We start from the raw sequence: 16,344 nt of genomic DNA on the forward strand, positions 1-16,344 counted from the left end.
ACTCAGTGCGCTGCCGCGAGCCCGACGGCTGGCGCTTCCACGATCACGTTGCTCAGATGACCGATATGTTCGATCTCCACCTCAATGCGATCCCCCTCCTTCATAAACAGTGGCGGGTTGCGCTTTTTACCCACCCCGCCAGGCGAGCCGGTGATGATCACGTCGCCCGGGCTGAGACGGGTGAAGGTGCTGATGTACTCGATCAACTCCGCCACCTTGTGGATCATGCTGCTGGTGTTGTCCTCCTGCACCATGCGGCCGTTCAGCCAGGTGCGGATCGCCAGGCTGTGCGGGTCCGGGATCTCATCCGCCGTCGCCATCCACGGGCCGAACGCCCCGGTCTGCCGCCAGTTTTTCCCGGCGGTGAACCAGGTGTGCTGCCAGTCGCGGGCGGAGCCGTCCATGTAGCAGCTGTAGCCCGCCACGTGGCGCAGGGCGTCGTCGCGGCTGATGTTCTCCCCGCCTTTGCCGATGATCACCGCCAGCTCGCCTTCGTAGTCGAACTCGCTGGAGTGGCGCGGCTTCAGCACCGGCTCGTTGTGGCCGGTCTGTGAATCCGGGAAGCGGACAAACAGGGTCGGGGCCGGGTTATGCTGATCAAACTCCTTGCGCTTGTCGGCATAGTTCATGCCCACGCAAAGAATTTTTTCCGGCTGGACAATCACCGGTAAGAAGGTGATGGCGTTCAGCGGTACATCCACCGCGTCGTTCAGAAAACGGGTGGCCTGCGCCAGCCCGTTCCCCTGCAACAGCGCTTTAAGGTCGCCATAGCGGTCGCCCAGGCGGCGGCCTAAATCAATCACGCCCTCGGCCTGAACGATGCCGTAGCTGCGTTTACCCTGGTATAAAAAGCTTGCGAGTTTCATTGTTCTTTCCTGAAAACTTAAACGAGGAAGTTGCCCAGAATCAGCAGTGAGACAGAGACGTTAATCGCCCCGCCGATACGGGTAGCAATCTGGGCGAATGGCATCAGGCTCATGCGGTTGCCTGCGGTCAGGATCGCCACGTCACCGGTACCGCCCTGCCCGCTCTGACAGCAGGAGACGATGGCGACATCAATCGGGTGCATACCAATCTTTTTGCCAACGAAGAATCCGGTTGCCACCAGCGCGGAAACGGTGCTGATAATCACCAGCAGGTTGCTGACGGTGAACGCCGCCACCAGTTCATGCCATGGGGTAATCGCCACGCCAACGGCGAAGAGAATCGGGTAGGTCACGGAGGTCTGGAAGAATTTGTACACCACCTGAGAACCCTCCAGCAGACGCGGAGAGGCGCCATTGCAGAGCTTCACCAGCACCGCCATAAACAGCATGCCCACCGGCGCTGGCAGACCAATCAGCTTGTGACCGAGCATGCCCAGCATGTACAGCAGCACCGCCAGCAGCGCGCCGGAGGCGATGGTGGTCACATCCGCTTTGCCGGAGAACGCGGGTTGAGAGACGGTGGCATCGGCGTTGGCGCGGTTAGGCATCAACTGGCCTTCACCGGTCAGGTGCGGGTAGCGTTTACCGAGCTGGTTGAGGCAACCGGAGATGATGATCGCCGTCAGGCCGCCGAGCATTACCATCGGCAGCACGCGGCCGAGCGCCACGCCCTGATCCATGTGCAGCAGGGTGGCATAGCCGATAGAGAGCGGGATCGCCCCTTCCCCGACGCCGCCCGCCATGATCGGCAGAATGATAAAGAAGAAGATCTGGAACGGCTCGAGGCCCAGCGCCAGCCCAACGCCCATGCCGACAATCATGCCGACGATTTCACCGCACAGCATCGGGAAGAAGATGCGCAGGAAGCCCTGGATCAGCACGGTGCGGTTCATGCTCATGATGCTGCCGACAATAATGCAGCAGATATAGAGGTAGAGAATATTGGTGGATTTATAGAATTTGGTCGTGGACTCGACCACCACGTCCGGCAGCAGGCCGTAATAGACCAACGCGGAAGGGATAAAGGTGGCGCAAATTGCCGCCGCGCCGAGCTTGCCGACAATCGGCAGGCGTTTGCCGAACTCGCCGCAGGCAAAGCCGAAGAAGGCCAGCGTGGCCACCATGACCACGATGTCGCTCGGCAGTTTTCCGCCCAGGCAATCTATCGCAATCAGCGCGCCCGCCAGAACGAACAGTGGCAGAGGAATAATGCCGATTTTCCAGGTATCCATAATATGCCACCAGCGCTCTTTGAGCGATGGCCGCTGAATATCAATCGGGTCGTGGGTAACAGAGAATGAATCGTCAGTTGTGCTCATAATAAGCCCCTTAGTTATTTTGTGCGTCCAGCTTAGAGTCACAAAGGCTTACTTTATGTGAGGGATGGCATATTAAAAGCGAAGTTTTAATGGCCGCTATGGTTTTAATGGTTTCTTTTCTTTAATGTGATTTATGCCTTATTTATTGCCGTGGTTTTTATGGTTTCTTTTCTTAACTGAACAAAGAAATAACATTTATTCATTTAACCTTAAGAGGATGAGACTTTCGGAAAAATCTTTTACAGGCTGCGCTGTGCAAGGGATCACAAGTTTTCGGCAAAGCGGGCATCCTGGCCTTAAAAGATGATATATTCAGACGACCTGTTGATATCTCGCGTGATAGTTATGAAAGTATCGTTTCAGATCAAGCTGTTTATTTCGCTGGTCGCCTTTTTCTCAGTGCTGTTCGCATTACTGGGCGGATATTATTATGTCGATGTCGGCAGGCAGCTTTATCAGGAAATGAGCGCGCGCGCAAAAATACAGGCCGAAGAAATTGCGCTTATTCCTTCTCTGCGAAAAGAAGTCGAACAAAAGGATATCCAGGGCATCCATGACTTTATGCAGAAAATAGCCGCCCGCAGCGACGCCAGTTTTATTGTGATTGGTGACAATAAAGGGCTGCATCTTTTCCATTCCGTGTTTGCCGACCGGGTAGGCAAAACGCTGGTTGGCGGAGACAACGACGAGGTATTACACGGCAAAAGCACCATCACCATCCGCAAGGGCGGGTTAGGCATTTCGCTGCGCAGCAAAGCGCCCATTTTTAATGATGCCGGGCAGGTGGTAGGGATTGTTTCGGTAGGCTATCTCACAAGCTATCTGGACACCATCACCGTCAGCAAGGTGGTTAATATCCTGATTGCCGCCGTGCTGCTGCTTATCGCCCTGTTTATTTTCTCCTGGTTCTTCACCCGCAGCATCAAGAAGCAGATATTCTCTCTGGAGCCGCGCGAAATCGGCCTGCTGGTGCGTCAGCAAAAGGCGATGATGGAATCCATTTATGAAGGGGTGATTGCCATCGACGACGATCTCCGCATTGAGGTGATTAACCAGGCGGCGCGTAAATTATTAGGCTTACGCCAGCCCGCCCGCGAACTGCGGGGTCAACTCATCAGCCAGGTGATCGCGCCCGTCCCGTTCTTTAACGCGCAAACCATGCTTGCGAAAGACACCCACGATGAGATCTGTCGCTTTAACGATCTCACGGTCATTGCCAGCCGGGTGCGGATCATGCTGGAAGATGCGTTGCAGGGATGGGTGATCACCTTTCGCGATCGCAACGAGATCGACTCGCTCAGCGCCCAGCTCAGCCAGGTGAAGCGCTATGTTGATAACCTGCGCATTATGCGCCATGAACAGCTGAACCGCATGACCACGCTGTCCGGCCTGCTGCATATGGGCCGTTATGACGAGGCGATCCGCTACATACAGGCGCAGTCGGAACACGCTCAGGAGCTGCTGGACTTTATCTCGTCCCGCTTTAGCTCCCCGACGCTGTGCGGTTTGCTGCTTGGAAAGGCCGCCCGCGCGCGTGAAAAAGGCGTTGAGCTGAGCTTCGATCCGGCCTGCCGGGTGGACAAACCCTTCCTGCCGCTGCTCGAATCGGAACTAGTCTCGATCATCGGGAACTTGCTGGATAACGCCATCGAAGCGACCCAGCGCGCCCCGCTCCCGCATGCCCCGGTAGACGTGCTAATAAAGTTGAACGAGCAGGAACTGATTATTGAAGTCGCCGACCAGGGCGTCGGCATCACACCGGAGATCCGCGACCGGATCTTTGAGCGCGGCATCACTACCAAAACGCGCGGCGATCACGGTATTGGCCTGTATTTGATTGAAAGCTACGTCACGCAGGCTGGCGGTGCAATTGAAGTTGCCGATAACACCCCACGCGGTGCCATTTTCTCACTGTTTATTCCCGCCACGGGAACGGTCCGGCACCCCGTACAGGAACTGGAAGATACCGACTATGCAACATGAACTTATCGACGTACTGATTGTTGATGACGAGAACGAACTGGCGCAACTGCACGCGGAGCTTATCGGTAAACATCCGCGCCTGAGGCTGGTGGGGATTGCCGCGTCACTGGCCGACGCGCAGGTACAACTGGAGAGCAAACAGCCGAAGCTGATGCTGCTGGATAACTATCTGCCGGACGGCAAAGGCATCACCCTTATCAGCAACCCGATGCTCACCCGCGCCAACTGCTCGGTGATTTTCATCACCGCCGCCAGCGATATGGACACCTGTAGCCAGGCCATTCGTAACGGCGCGTTCGACTACATCCTCAAGCCGGTTTCCTGGAAACGCCTGAGCCAGTCGCTGGAACGTTTTGTGCAGTTTGCCGAACAGCAGCGCGTCTGGAAGATTGTCGACCAGCAGAACGTGGATTCACTCTATCAGCTACAGGCGAAAAATTATCGACTGGACAACGGCAGCAAAGGGATAGAGGAGAACACGCTGGCGCGGGTGCAAACGCTGTTTAACAACAAGGCGGCGCACTGCTTTACGGTGGATGAGGTGGTGAGCGAGACGGGCCTGAGTAAAACCACCACCCGGCGCTATCTGGAACACTGCGTGGAGGTGGGTTTTCTGACGGTGGAGATGCTATACGGGAAGATTGGGCATCCGAGAAGGATGTACAGGCGTAGTGCGACTTAACTCCCCTCACCCCGGCCCTCTCCCCAAAGGGGCGAGGGTGAAACGACGGCTCCGTGCAATCCCCTCTCCCCTTTGGGGAGAGGGTTAGGGTGAGGGGCCCTACTTTAACACGTACCCATACAGTCGCTTGATCCCGTCGGCATCCTTCTCGCTGTAAACGCCCTGCAACTCTGGCGAGAAACCCGGCAGCATATTAATGCCCTCTTCCAGCGCCAGGAAGTAGCGCTGTACTGCTCCACCCCAGACTTCCCCCGGTACCACGCACAGCACGCCCGGCGGGTATGGCAGCGCACCTTCGGCGGCAATGCGTCCTTCGGCGTCACGAATACGCACCAGTTCGACATTCCCGCGAATGTACTCCTGGTTGGCATCCTGCGGGTTCATCACCACGGCAGGCAGGCTCTCCTGGCGGAACATCGCCTTCTGTAAATCCTTCACGTTAAAGCTGACGTAGAGATCGTGCATCTCCTGGCACAGCTGACGGATCGTATAGTCGCGGTAACGCACCGGGTATTTCTGATAGATGGTCGGCAGCACATCCACGAGCGGCGTATCGTCTTCAATATGCTGTTCAAACTGCCCCAGCATCGCCACCAGCTGCATTAGCTTCTCCGCGCTCTCGGCTGGCGTCAGCAGGAACAGGATGGAGTTGAGATCGCACTTCTCCGGCACAATGCCGTTTTCGCGCAGGTAGTGGGCGAGAATGGTCGCCGGAATGCCGAAATCGGTATAGTGCCCTGTTTCCGCATCAATGCCCGGCGTGGTCAGCAGCAGCTTGCACGGATCGACGAAATACTGCTCGCGGGCATAGCCTTCAAAACCGTGCCATTTTGCACCCGGTTCAAAACTAAAGAAGCGACGCTCGCTGGCGATAGCCTGCGTGGGGTGATCCTGCCATGGCCGCCCCGCCACCACCGGTGGGATAAAGGGTTTGATCATATTGCAGTTGGCGATAATGGCTTTGCGCGCTTCAATGCCCAGCTCGACGCACTCAGCCCACAACCTGCGTCCGCTCTCACCCTCGTGGATCTTGGCGTTCACGTCCAGCGCCGCAAACAGCGGGTAAAACGGGCTGGTGGAGGCATGCAGCATGAACGCATTGTTCAGCCGCTTGTGCGGGCAGAAGCGCGATTGACCGCGAATATGGTTATCCTTTTTATGGATCTGTGAGGTTTGCGAGAACCCGGCCTGCTGTTTGTGGACCGACTGGGTCACGAAAATTCCCGGATCGTTCTCGTTCAGTTCCAGCAGAAGCGGAGACGTTTCCGCCATCATCGGGATAAATTGCTCGTAGCCGACCCAGGCGGAGTCAAAGAGGATGTAGTCGCAAAGGTGACCGATCTTGTCGATCACCTGACGGGCGTTGTAGATCGTGCCGTCGTAGGTGCCGAGCTGAATGATCGCCAGACGGAACGGGCGCGCCTCGGCGGCTTTCTGCGGCGCGACGTCACGGATCAGTTCCCGCAGCCAGGCCTCATCAAAGCAGTGTTCATCGATCCCGCCGATAAAACCAAACGGATTACGGGCTGCCTCAAGATAGACAGGCGTTGCCCCGGCCTGGATCAGCGCCCCATGATGGTTGGACTTATGGTTGTTACGATCGAACAGCACCAGATCGCCACGGGTCAGCAGCGCATTGGTCACCACTTTATTGGCCGCCGACGTGCCGTTCAGCACGAAGTAGGTTTTATCCGCGTTGAACACTTTCGCCGCGAACTTTTGCGCGTGCTTGGCAGAACCTTCGTGGATCAGCAAATCACCGAGCTTCACGTCGGCATTGCACATATCGGCACGAAACACGTTTTCACCGAAGAAGTCGTAAAACTGCCGCCCGGCGGGATGTTTTTTGAAAAAGGCGCCGTGCTGGTGACCCGGACAGGCAAAGGTGCTGTTTCCCATCGCCACATACTGGCTCAGGGTGTCAAAAAAGGGTGGCAGCAGGTTCTCTTCATACCGGCAGGCGGCAGATTCCAGTTCCAGCAATTCCTGTGCTTTACCCGAGATGATCGCCGTGACACCCTCTGGCACCTCTCCTGGCTCTGTTGAGAACATAAATACCGGTAGCTGAAAGCCCGTACGCTTCAGCAACGCAAGAATGCCGCTGTAGCTTTCAACAACCGTAATGACGACTGCCGCCACATCGGTGAAATCGGTGTTATCCAGCATAACCTTTTCGCGATGCGTAGAAACTTTGGATACCAGCTCACGGCTGACGGCAATTTTCATGGTTTTCATAAGCGCAAATACCCTCACCGAACGGTGAGACAGGAAGGAGAAAATTCGCGCAATCATGTCACCTTTTATTTTCAGGTGCAAGAAGGAATCAGTATGCGTTACGCCTCCCAAAGCTAAGCATAATCAGGGACGGACGTGCCATAATCATGCAATGCCAGTGCTTAAATAACAGGAGTTAAACGTGGTGATTGGACCCTTTATCAATGCGGGAGCCGTATTGCTGGGCGGTGTACTTGGGGCAGTATTAAGTCAGCGGTTGCCGGAGCGTATTCGCGTCTCCATGCCCTCCATTTTTGGCCTGGCGTCGTTTGGGATTGGTATCCTTTTAGTGGTGAAATGCGCCAACCTGCCGGTGATGGTACTGGCGACACTGCTCGGCGCGCTGATCGGCGAGTTTTGCTATCTGGAAAAAGGCATTAATCACGCGGTAGGCAAAGCCAAAAATCTGATTGCCCGACCGGGCAAGGCAAAGCACGGCACGCACGAGTCGTTTATTCAGAACTACGTTGCGATCATTATTCTGTTCTGCGCCAGCGGCACGGGGATATTCGGTTCGATGCAGGAAGGGATGACCGGCGATCCCAGCATACTGATTGCGAAAGCGTTTCTGGATTTCTTTACTGCCACCATCTTTGCCACCACCCTCGGCATCGCCGTGGCGGCGATTTGTGTACCGATGTTGCTTATACAGCTGGCGCTGGCCACCTGCGCCACGCTGATCCTGCCGCTGACGACGCCTGCGATGATGGCGGACTTTACCGCCGTCGGCGGCCTGCTGCTGCTGGCGACAGGGCTGCGCATCTGTGGCATCAAGATGTTTGCAGTGGTGAACATGCTCCCTGCCCTGCTGCTCGCGATGCCGCTTTCCGCGCTCTGGACGCACTTTTTCGCTTAAGTTTGCGACGAAATGGTGAGAGAGTGTGCAGTCTGCAACGAAAACAACAAATTTCGTTGACGTCGGAGGGAGGATCGGGTTTAATGCGCCCCGTTGCCCGGATAGCTCAGTCGGTAGAGCAGGGGATTGAAAATCCCCGTGTCCTTGGTTCGATTCCGAGTCCGGGCACCACTTATTTATAACCCTCGCTTCGGCGGGGGTTTTTGCTTTCTGAGTCAGCAACTCGTTGTTTGAACAGTAGTTACCGCCCTTATCTCTCCTCCGGCCCCGCTTCCCGGTGGTACAACTGGCGTTGTTTACCGCCTTTACCGCCACACAGAAGCAGAAAAACCTGACCTTCACCGATCTATTTGAGCATTACAAATGCACATATCAATTGGACAGAGCCCGACAGAGCGGCATCACGTATCCGTGATTACCCCCCATCGGCTAACTGTTTTATTAGATTCATCGGTGGTAAATCCATCCGGGACATCCTGAAAAGTGACCTTTCGGCGTTCCGTACACTGCTGGAACAGGCCCTGGCTAACCGCAGTAAAGTAGGCCGAGGAACGAAGCTGTAAAAAGCGACTTCTACTTCAGACACCGTAACCACATTGCTACTATATTGTGTGTGCGTTGGCACGCATGGCTGTCATGGGGGCATTTATCAGTCTAAGCAGAGGCCGGTAAAGCAATTGAGAGGAACTACAATGGATGCAGCATTACTTAACATGATGCGCTCAGATGGAAGAAATAAAGCCTGGGCGGAAACTATGGTGAATATGGAAGCCAGGAAACTGGTAAATACAGCCAACACTCTGTCGGCTTTTCATCTCAGCGATAGTTTGACTCGAATGAAGTTTGTTCAGGAAATTCGGGACCTCATAGAACATCAGTTTACGTAAGCTCGTCGGGCTAAATCAGATGAAGAATGCATGGAATGCGTTAAAATTCTCAGAGAAGAAAACAGTAACCTGCTGGAACAAGCGCGTTTATTAAGAACGAAGGCAGCGAAGCTTTACGCTATAGTCGAGTTTATCCGAGAGAATAACAAAATTGTTGGGTATGTGATCTCGGCTGTTAGTGTTGTCCTGGCCGGTGCTGAAATAGCCGCAGGATTTACCCTCATAGGCACTATGACCCCTCTCGGGGTTCTTGCTGGTGCGATTCTGGTTACTGACGGGACAAACAGCATCAGTAAAGAAGTGGCTCGCTACGCAACTAACAACACTACCAGTGAAGGGCTGGTCGCGAATGCCGCGATGTCTACAGCTGAGTTTATGGGCTTTAGTCGTGAGAATGGGTTAGGTGTCTACAAATCAATTTCACTGGCCGCTAATGCGTACACCATTTTTGGCTTGTTACGGCGACCTGGTACCTGGCGACTGTTTCGTTATCTCCCTGCTGACTATTACCAAAAGGTGAGCACACTGAGCCGCCCGCAGCTTACAATGAAAATAGCGGGTTATGGCGTGAAAGCTAAGATTATTTTTGATCTGTTGTCCGTCAGCGACCCGTCCCAGAATTAGTCAGCATTTTACGATAACGCCAGGATTTGTAGCCAAGTTTTGCTGGCGTTATATACCAGATGAAAGGTAGTACAATCAATAATGTGAGCGCAAGTGTCAGGCTTGTATCCTTGGATGCAAGTAAAAGAGTTAAAGCCAGTATGATGAAGGCAATAATAGTTATCCACTTCATAGCCTTAAAACGATTGGCCAGATCATGAGTTACGCTATCAAACGAACCACCGTAATTTTCAATATTGTTTTTTAACTTTTGAAGATCTCGTTTGCTAAAACCTGATTTTAAAAGTGCCTCTTCGCTGGTCATTCTGTTATCCGTCCCATAACTCACTGAAACCTGTGACGAAGTTTAACTTAATTTGGCGGATAAATCGCTACCTGACGATATTCGTCAAATTTATATATATCAACGAGTTGAAGATATCTTAGAGTATACGCTCGAAAACTGACATTATTGCCCACTGCGGAACTTCGCTGGTAGCAACTCTAATGACTCCTTCGGGGCCGTTTCCAACATCTCCCGCCCTGCCCGGTAGAAGCAACATGCAGATCACCACAGGAGGCTGAATCATGCACGATGAAATCATTAATCAGGCCCGCGAAATCCTCCCTCAGCGGCTCAACCATACCGACACATTGGCATCACAGCAGGACACCGCGTACTATCTGGCCCTACAGTGAAGCGCAATGCTGCTATTATCTATTCCCCTATCCACGACACCCTGACCACTGCGTCAGCAGCGCATGCAGTTTAGCTGGCTCCAGAGGCTTGCGGAGTACCAGATACCCCTCCTGCTCCGCCTCCAGCAGAACCGGTGAATTAAATTCGCCGCTGACTATCGCGCCGCTCATATCCGGCAGACGGTCAAAAAGCGCTTTCAGGATATCGAAGCCGCTTTCGCCGGATCGCAGACGCTGGTCGCACAGCACGGCGAACGGCGTAAAGCCGTCGTCGATTATGGCAAACGCTTCTTCAGCCGAGGCCGCACAGCGTACGTCGATTCCCCAGACGCTCATCAGGCTCTCCCAGGCAGACGTCACCAGCGGGTCGTCATCGACGACCAGGCAGGAACCGTGCAGGGGCGCATAGCGTACCGGCGTGGCGGTGTTGTCAGCGGCGGGCGGGATATCCAGGGCGCTATCTTCGCCAGCATATTGGGTGAAGCGCATCCAGAAGCGTGAGCCTTTACCTTCAATGGATTGCATCCCGTATTTCACCTTCATCAGCTTGGCACAACGGGCGACTACGGCTAGTCCCAGCCCGTGTCCGGCGCTGTCGATCTTCCATGCCAGCTCGGGGCGGTAGTAAGGTGAGAAGATTTTGCCCTTCTCTTCATCGGCGATACCGACTCCCGTGTCCCACACCTCCACCATACACTCGTCACCGCGCGGTCGGATGGCGACCAGCACCCCGCCCTGGAGCGTGTAACGAAGGGCGTTTTGAATCAGGTTAATCAGGGACTGTCGTACCAGCAGCGAATCGCCCATCACGTAGATACGGCGTTTAGGCCGCCGGATGCACAGCCTAAGCGCGCGGCTGTTGGCCTCTTCGCGAAACAGCGTGATGACCGAGTCGAGCAGAGCACCGATATCCACTTTGGTCGGGACAGAGAGTACATTCCCGGATTCTATTTTGCTGAGATCGAGCAGAGAGTTGAGCATTAAATGTACCGAGCGAACGCTCTGCTGCAGGTCAAGAAGCTGTGGCGTCAGGCTGTCGTCCCGGTTTCGGTGGAGGATGGCTTCGATCAGAAAGCCCATAGCGTGTACGGGCTGGCGCAGATCGTGGCTGGCGGTGGTCAGAAACTGATTTTTATCCAGCAGTGCCTGCTCCGCGTCCTCTTTGGCCTGACGAAACTGTTCCGCCAGGCGTGAGCTTTTTTCCTCAAGCAGTGCCTGCTGAATAAAGAACGCATGGGAAGTTAACGCATGGCGGTAAATTGCGAAGCCGTAAAGCAGATTCAGCATGAGCACGATGAACATCAACTCATCCAGCCGCCAGATAATACCGAGGTTCAGCACCCCCCAGGAGGCGAAGAAAAAGCGCGTAAAGGTGCTGATGACCGGCGTCAGATGCGTCGCATTGGCGGCGACGATAGCGGCGATGCTGATATTAAGTAACAAGAAAAAGTCAAAATTCTGCGTCTGTGGAGTAATTAAATAGAGCGAAGAAATGCCCAGCCCGTGGATAAAGGCGATATTATTAATACGCGGAAGCCAGCGTCGCAGGACGTCCCTATCACCGTTTTCTTTCGCTTCACGCTGATAGCGTCGGTGCAATAGTCGTATCGCCCCGGCACATAGCAGATAAATAATTATCCAGATAATCGTTGGGCCGAGGTCGTCCCCAAGCATATAAATCCAGATGGCGAAAGGAATACCCACAAAGGGCACAGCACTAAAGCTAAATACCAGCCGCAGAAAGGTGTTGTTTAGCAAACGGATCTGCGCCGGAGCAGAGATACCTTCGTTTTGTAAGCTCTGGAAAAACCTCATTCCGACGGTTCCTGCTTGCCGTGCAGAAGCGTGATGGCTTCGACCCGGCTGTTAACACCTATCTTTTTCAATATATTGCTGATGTGTTCTTTGACCGTGGGCTCAGAAATTGAAAGCTGTGCGGCGATTCGTTTATTTGGCAGGCCGCGCATAATCATATTTAATACGTCTATTTGTCGCGGCGTTAAGTTAAATTTACTTAACTTCTCATTATTTGCCTTAACGGAAATTTCGTTTCCCTCAGGAAACCAGGTCTGATTATCAGTGAGTGCGAAAACGGCCCGCGAGAACATCTCAGGTGGCTCGCTTTTCAATACAAAACCGTGTCCCCCGGCGGCATTAACTTTGCGCCAGATGTCATTATTGTCATCCCCGCTGACCACCAGGAGTCGTACCTGTGGGTAAAGTTGTTTTACTTCTTTGAGTAATTTCAGGGCCGTTCCGGAAGAGAGCCAAAAATCGATTACCAGCAAACGTGGCGGGCCATGATCCCTAATTTGGCGGTAGCAATCATCCTCATTCGTCACCACACACGCCTGTTTAAACTGGCAATGTGTAATCAGAAAATTGGCGATGCCGCTTGCTACCAATGGATGGTCATCAACGACTAACGCATAATTCTGTCCCAAAGGAGCCTCCTTTTACCTTCGCATATCTTAGAGTACAGATGAATTATTATCTACCCACCCTACTTTAGGAGGGTTTTTTCGATTAGGAAAGAGAAATATATTATTCGCTGATTTGGGTAAAAGAAAACATAAATACAATCAGTGGAATTAACTGGTTGGATATCAAGGATAATTTATGAAAAAACCACTAATCGTTTTAACCGTTACGTTGATGCTAGCCGGTTGTTCCACGTTGAAAACCGATCAGGCTATTCCACTCCTGCAAGCGGAGACCGCTAAAATGCTGGGACTGGGCTCATCGGATGAAATAACCGTGACCAACGTTAATGGCGCCCAGCCGGACGCACTGGGAGGACAAAAACTGTCTTATCGCGCCACGACAGAAAAAGGGCGTATTTTCGATTGTTCATCAATGATGATGCCGGGGATTTTAGGATCCGCACCGACGCTAAGCGCGCCAACCTGTACACCTGTTGTCACACATAAATAATTAACGCCGCATCAAAAGGCGTACATAAATAACGCCTTTTACATTTTCTGACGTATCTGAGTTTTCATAAAAACGATTTTCCAGACATCACGCTAATGAGTACGGAGATAGCCCGTGAATAACTCTACATCGCATGCTTTAGCGGTTAAGACGCCGCTTTCCAGACTTTACCTCGCTCTATTTTCCGCGCCGCTGTTACTGTTTTTACCTGCCGATATCGCGCGTGCAGCCGATGCCTTTTTTGATGGCGACTCGCGTATTACCGAAACGCTGGGTTACACCGGAGATGTTTATGTTGGACGTAATCAACGCGGAAACCTGCTGATCGATAATGGCAAAATCACCGCCTATAACATCAATATCGGTCGGCTGTTCGACGGCAAAATTTATGAAAGCGTGGTCACGGTCCGTGGGCCAGACGCTGAGCTTAACGCGGTGAACGATCGGTACGTCCTGCGCGGCGACCTGAATCTTGGCCTCGGCACCCTGCGAGTCGAAGAGGGCGCGCTGGCGAGCGCAAAGGAGATCGTTGTCGGCACCACCCGGGGCTACGACAGCCACCTTATCGCCACGGGTGCCGGCTCTCGCGTGACCAGTAATTTTCTGAGCGTAGGCACCGATCTGGGCGCACGCTCCACGCTGGCAATTGAGGACGGCGCGGCGCTCAATACCGCCTACGATGCGCGCATCGGGAATGGTACCGGGCCGGGTGAAACCGACACGCTGAGCCCGAAAGCCACCGTCACGGGGAGTGGCTCACAGTGGAACGTTGGCCGTACGTTGACGCTTTATGGCGACCTGGACGTACTGAACGGCGGAGCGGTTAGCGTTGGCGGCGTGCAGGTGGCGGGCGTCTCCGGCGCAGGGAAAACCGCCGAATTGGTTATTGCGGGCAAGGACTCGCGCTTTACCAGCGGCAGCAGCGTGAGCGTGGGCGATTACGGCAATGGCGTGCTGTCTGTGATTGACGGCGGTTCATTTTCCGCTGGCAGCAATGCGCTGATCGTGGGGACATCGGGTTCCGGCTCGAACCGGGGTGCGCTCATCATCGGCAGCCGCGGCAATATGGACACCGGCACGGGTTTAACTGAACCAACGCCTGGCACGGCGGGCGGCGCAGGTACCCTCGATGCGAAGACGGCAATCAGCCTGCGTGGCGGACTGTTCGGCAGCTATGTCTACTTCAACCATACCGACGGAAATTACATCTTCAGCAACACGATGAGCGGTGAAGGTGATGTGATCAACACCTCCGGGCAAACGACGCTGAACGGCGATCTTTCCGCACTCAAGGCGAACGTAACCGCGCGGGGCGGTAAAGTTATCATTGCCAGCAATATTAATACCCAGCCAGAAGACGATATTTTTGATGTTCAGACGCTTAGCGCCGAGAACGGCGGTACGCTGATCCTCAACGCGACGGCGGGTTCAGACGTCAGCGACGGGGTCGGTTACAGCAGCGCCGCGTCAATCAAGTCCGGCGGCACGCTGGGCGGCAACGGCACGCTGGGCCAGACCGAGATCCTGTCTGGCGGGCATATCTCGCCTGGCGACGGCAATATCGGTACGTTGACGCTGAAACGCTATCTGAACTTTATCGGCGAATCCTTCTATGACGTGGATATCGCGGGCGATGGCAGCAGCGACCAGCTACTGGTATCGGGCAAAACCACCATCAGCGATCGGGCTAAGGTACAGGTCACCGCGCTGGATCCGCAAACCAGCTATAAAACGGGCCAAAGCTACCGCATTTTGACCTCCGACGGGGGAATTGACGGTGAGTTCGCCGGAGCGATTTCCAAATCCGCCTTCCTGGACGTGGCGCTTGAGCAAAGCACCAACGCCGTCGATCTGACCATCGCGCAGAAAGAGACCGGAGGCGAAAATCCTGGGGGCGAGAACCCGGGCGGTGAGAATCCCGGAGGCGAGAACCCGGGCGGTGAAAATCCCGGAGGCGAGAACCCGGGCGGTGAAAACCCCGGTGGTGAAAACCCGGGCGGTGAGAATCCTGGCGGCGAAAACCCGGGCAGCGGCAAGCCGGGCATTTTCCAGACCGTGGCCCAAAGCAGCAACCAGTGGAATACCGCTGGCGCGCTCTCCACGCTGACGCAAAGCGGCCCGTCGCTGGCGCTGTATAACTCGCTGCTGGTGCTGAGCGCGCCGGAAGCGCGCGAGGCGTTCAACCAGCTGTCTGGCGAAGTTTATCCATCAATGCAGTCCAACCTGATCGCTGGCAGCACGCAGGTGTTTAACGTGTTAAACCAGCGTATGCAACGCGCGTTTGATAACGACAGCCTGCCGATCCCACCGTTAGCCATGTCGCTGGTGCAGCAGCCGGAGCCGCAAAACAATGGCGTCTGGGGCCAGACCTTCAGCTCCTGGAGCCGAAACAGCGGCGACGGAAACGTGGGCAAGCTGGACGGCAACACCACCGGCTTCCTGCTGGGAGCAGATCGCAAGCTGGCGGATCATAACGTGCGTGTCGGCGGCTACTTCGGCTACAGCCGGGGTGATTACGACGTCGACAGCCGTCGCTCCTCAACGGATACCGACAACTATCACCTTGGCCTGTATGCGGCGGGTCAACAGGATGCGTTCTCCCTTCGCGGCGCGCTGGGTTACACCTGGCACAAGATCCGGGGCGAGCGCAATGTTGATTTCAGCGGCTTCTCGGATCGGCTGAAGTCAGATTACGACGCTAACTCGCTGCTGGCGTTTACCGAAGCGGGCTACCGTTTCGGCCAGCCAGACAGGAATATTGAGCCGTTCGTCAATTTATCGTACATCCGGCTGCATACCGACAGCTTCAGGGAAGACGGCGGTGCCGCTGCGCTGAGCGTCCGTAACGAAACGATGAACACCTTCTATTCCACACTCGGGGTGCGCGGTGTGACCGAGCTGCCGAAGAACGTTAACCTCTACGGTTCGCTGGGATGGCAGCACGCTTATGGCGATAAAAATACCTCTTCGCGCATGGCGTTTGCGGGCAGCGACGCGTTCATTACTCAGGGGCAAGCCGTGGATGAGGACGTAATGGTGGGTGATATCGGCGTGAGCGTACAGCTGTCGCGTGCTGCGACGCTGGATGTGGGTTATCAGGGACAATATGGTGCGGATACCCGCGTCAACTCTGTTAACGCCAATCTGCGCTGGTCGTTCTGAATTATTTCCATTAAAAGAA

At 54.6% G+C, this 16,344-nt stretch carries 11 protein-coding genes, 1 tRNA gene and 1 pseudogene; 7 read left to right on the forward strand and 6 right to left on the reverse strand.

The features are described from left to right. Positions 1–2: 2 nt before the first annotated feature. Together ACOT1A_RS18445 and ACOT1A_RS18450 are read right to left on the reverse strand one after the other, a co-directional pair. Positions 3–866, reverse strand: a complete 864-nt coding sequence (locus tag ACOT1A_RS18445; protein WP_015571851.1) for a fumarylacetoacetate hydrolase family protein — start codon at positions 864–866, stop codon at positions 3–5. A gap of 17 nt (positions 867–883) precedes the next feature. Next, positions 884–2,245: a 2-hydroxycarboxylate transporter family protein gene (locus ACOT1A_RS18450; protein ID WP_022649371.1), complete on the reverse strand. Its 1,362-nt coding sequence runs from the start codon at positions 2,243–2,245 to the stop codon at positions 884–886. Between the two features lie 345 nt (positions 2,246–2,590). On the opposite strand from ACOT1A_RS18450, the gene ACOT1A_RS18455 reads away from it, so the two are divergent. Further along, entirely contained in the window at positions 2,591–4,228 is a 1,638-nt protein-coding gene (locus ACOT1A_RS18455; protein ID WP_022649372.1) for an ATP-binding protein, read from the forward strand. Continuing rightward, positions 4,218–4,910, forward strand: a complete 693-nt coding sequence (locus ACOT1A_RS18460) for a response regulator (protein WP_421625530.1) — start codon at positions 4,218–4,220, stop codon at positions 4,908–4,910. The genes ACOT1A_RS18455 and ACOT1A_RS18460 overlap by 11 nt, the downstream gene beginning before the upstream one ends. A gap of 99 nt (positions 4,911–5,009) precedes the next feature. On the opposite strand, the gene ACOT1A_RS18465 is transcribed toward ACOT1A_RS18460, so the two are convergent. Next, entirely contained in the window at positions 5,010–7,145 is a 2,136-nt protein-coding gene (locus ACOT1A_RS18465; protein WP_022649374.1) for an ornithine decarboxylase, read from the reverse strand. A 181-nt stretch (positions 7,146–7,326) separates the two neighbouring features. Between ACOT1A_RS18465 and ACOT1A_RS18470 the strand changes: the two genes are divergently transcribed. From ACOT1A_RS18470 to ACOT1A_RS18480, 3 genes and pseudogenes are all read left to right on the forward strand, one after another. After that, on the forward strand, positions 7,327–8,040 hold the full coding sequence (locus ACOT1A_RS18470) for a DUF554 domain-containing protein (protein WP_276170187.1): 714 nt from the start codon (positions 7,327–7,329) through the stop codon (positions 8,038–8,040). Between the two features lie 95 nt (positions 8,041–8,135). Further along, a tRNA-Phe gene (locus ACOT1A_RS18475) sits at positions 8,136–8,211 on the forward strand. 521 nt (positions 8,212–8,732) lie between these two features. After that, positions 8,733–9,551: pseudogene (locus ACOT1A_RS18480) on the forward strand (DUF4225 domain-containing protein). On the opposite strand, the gene ACOT1A_RS18485 reads toward ACOT1A_RS18480, so the two are convergent. The 3 genes from ACOT1A_RS18485 to ACOT1A_RS18495 form a co-directional block, all read right to left on the reverse strand. Beyond that, on the reverse strand, positions 9,529–9,855 hold the full coding sequence (locus ACOT1A_RS18485; RefSeq protein WP_023298582.1) for a hypothetical protein: 327 nt from the start codon (positions 9,853–9,855) through the stop codon (positions 9,529–9,531). The pseudogene ACOT1A_RS18480 and the gene ACOT1A_RS18485 overlap by 23 nt on opposite strands. Before the next feature lie 401 nt (positions 9,856–10,256). Then, on the reverse strand, positions 10,257–12,044 hold the full coding sequence (locus ACOT1A_RS18490) for a hybrid sensor histidine kinase/response regulator (protein ID WP_276170188.1): 1,788 nt from the start codon (positions 12,042–12,044) through the stop codon (positions 10,257–10,259). Beyond that, entirely contained in the window at positions 12,041–12,673 is a 633-nt protein-coding gene (locus ACOT1A_RS18495) for a response regulator transcription factor (RefSeq protein ID WP_003862456.1), read from the reverse strand. Before ACOT1A_RS18495 ends, ACOT1A_RS18490 begins: the two co-directional genes overlap by 4 nt. A 175-nt stretch (positions 12,674–12,848) precedes the next feature. Here ACOT1A_RS18495 and ACOT1A_RS18500 point away from each other — a divergent pair, with 175 nt between their 5' ends. Both ACOT1A_RS18500 and ACOT1A_RS18505 read left to right on the forward strand, forming a co-directional pair. After that, positions 12,849–13,163 carry a lipoprotein gene (locus ACOT1A_RS18500; RefSeq protein ID WP_003862457.1) on the forward strand — a complete coding sequence of 105 codons (315 nt, stop codon included), beginning with the start codon at positions 12,849–12,851 and terminating at the stop codon, positions 13,161–13,163. A gap of 114 nt (positions 13,164–13,277) precedes the next feature. Further along, entirely contained in the window at positions 13,278–16,325 is a 3,048-nt protein-coding gene (locus tag ACOT1A_RS18505; protein WP_276170189.1) for an autotransporter outer membrane beta-barrel domain-containing protein, read from the forward strand. Positions 16,326–16,344 lie beyond the last annotated feature (19 nt).

Source organism: Enterobacter cloacae complex sp. SYL003, assembly GCF_049236925.1.
Classification (GTDB): domain Bacteria; phylum Pseudomonadota; class Gammaproteobacteria; order Enterobacterales; family Enterobacteriaceae; genus Enterobacter; species Enterobacter intestinihominis.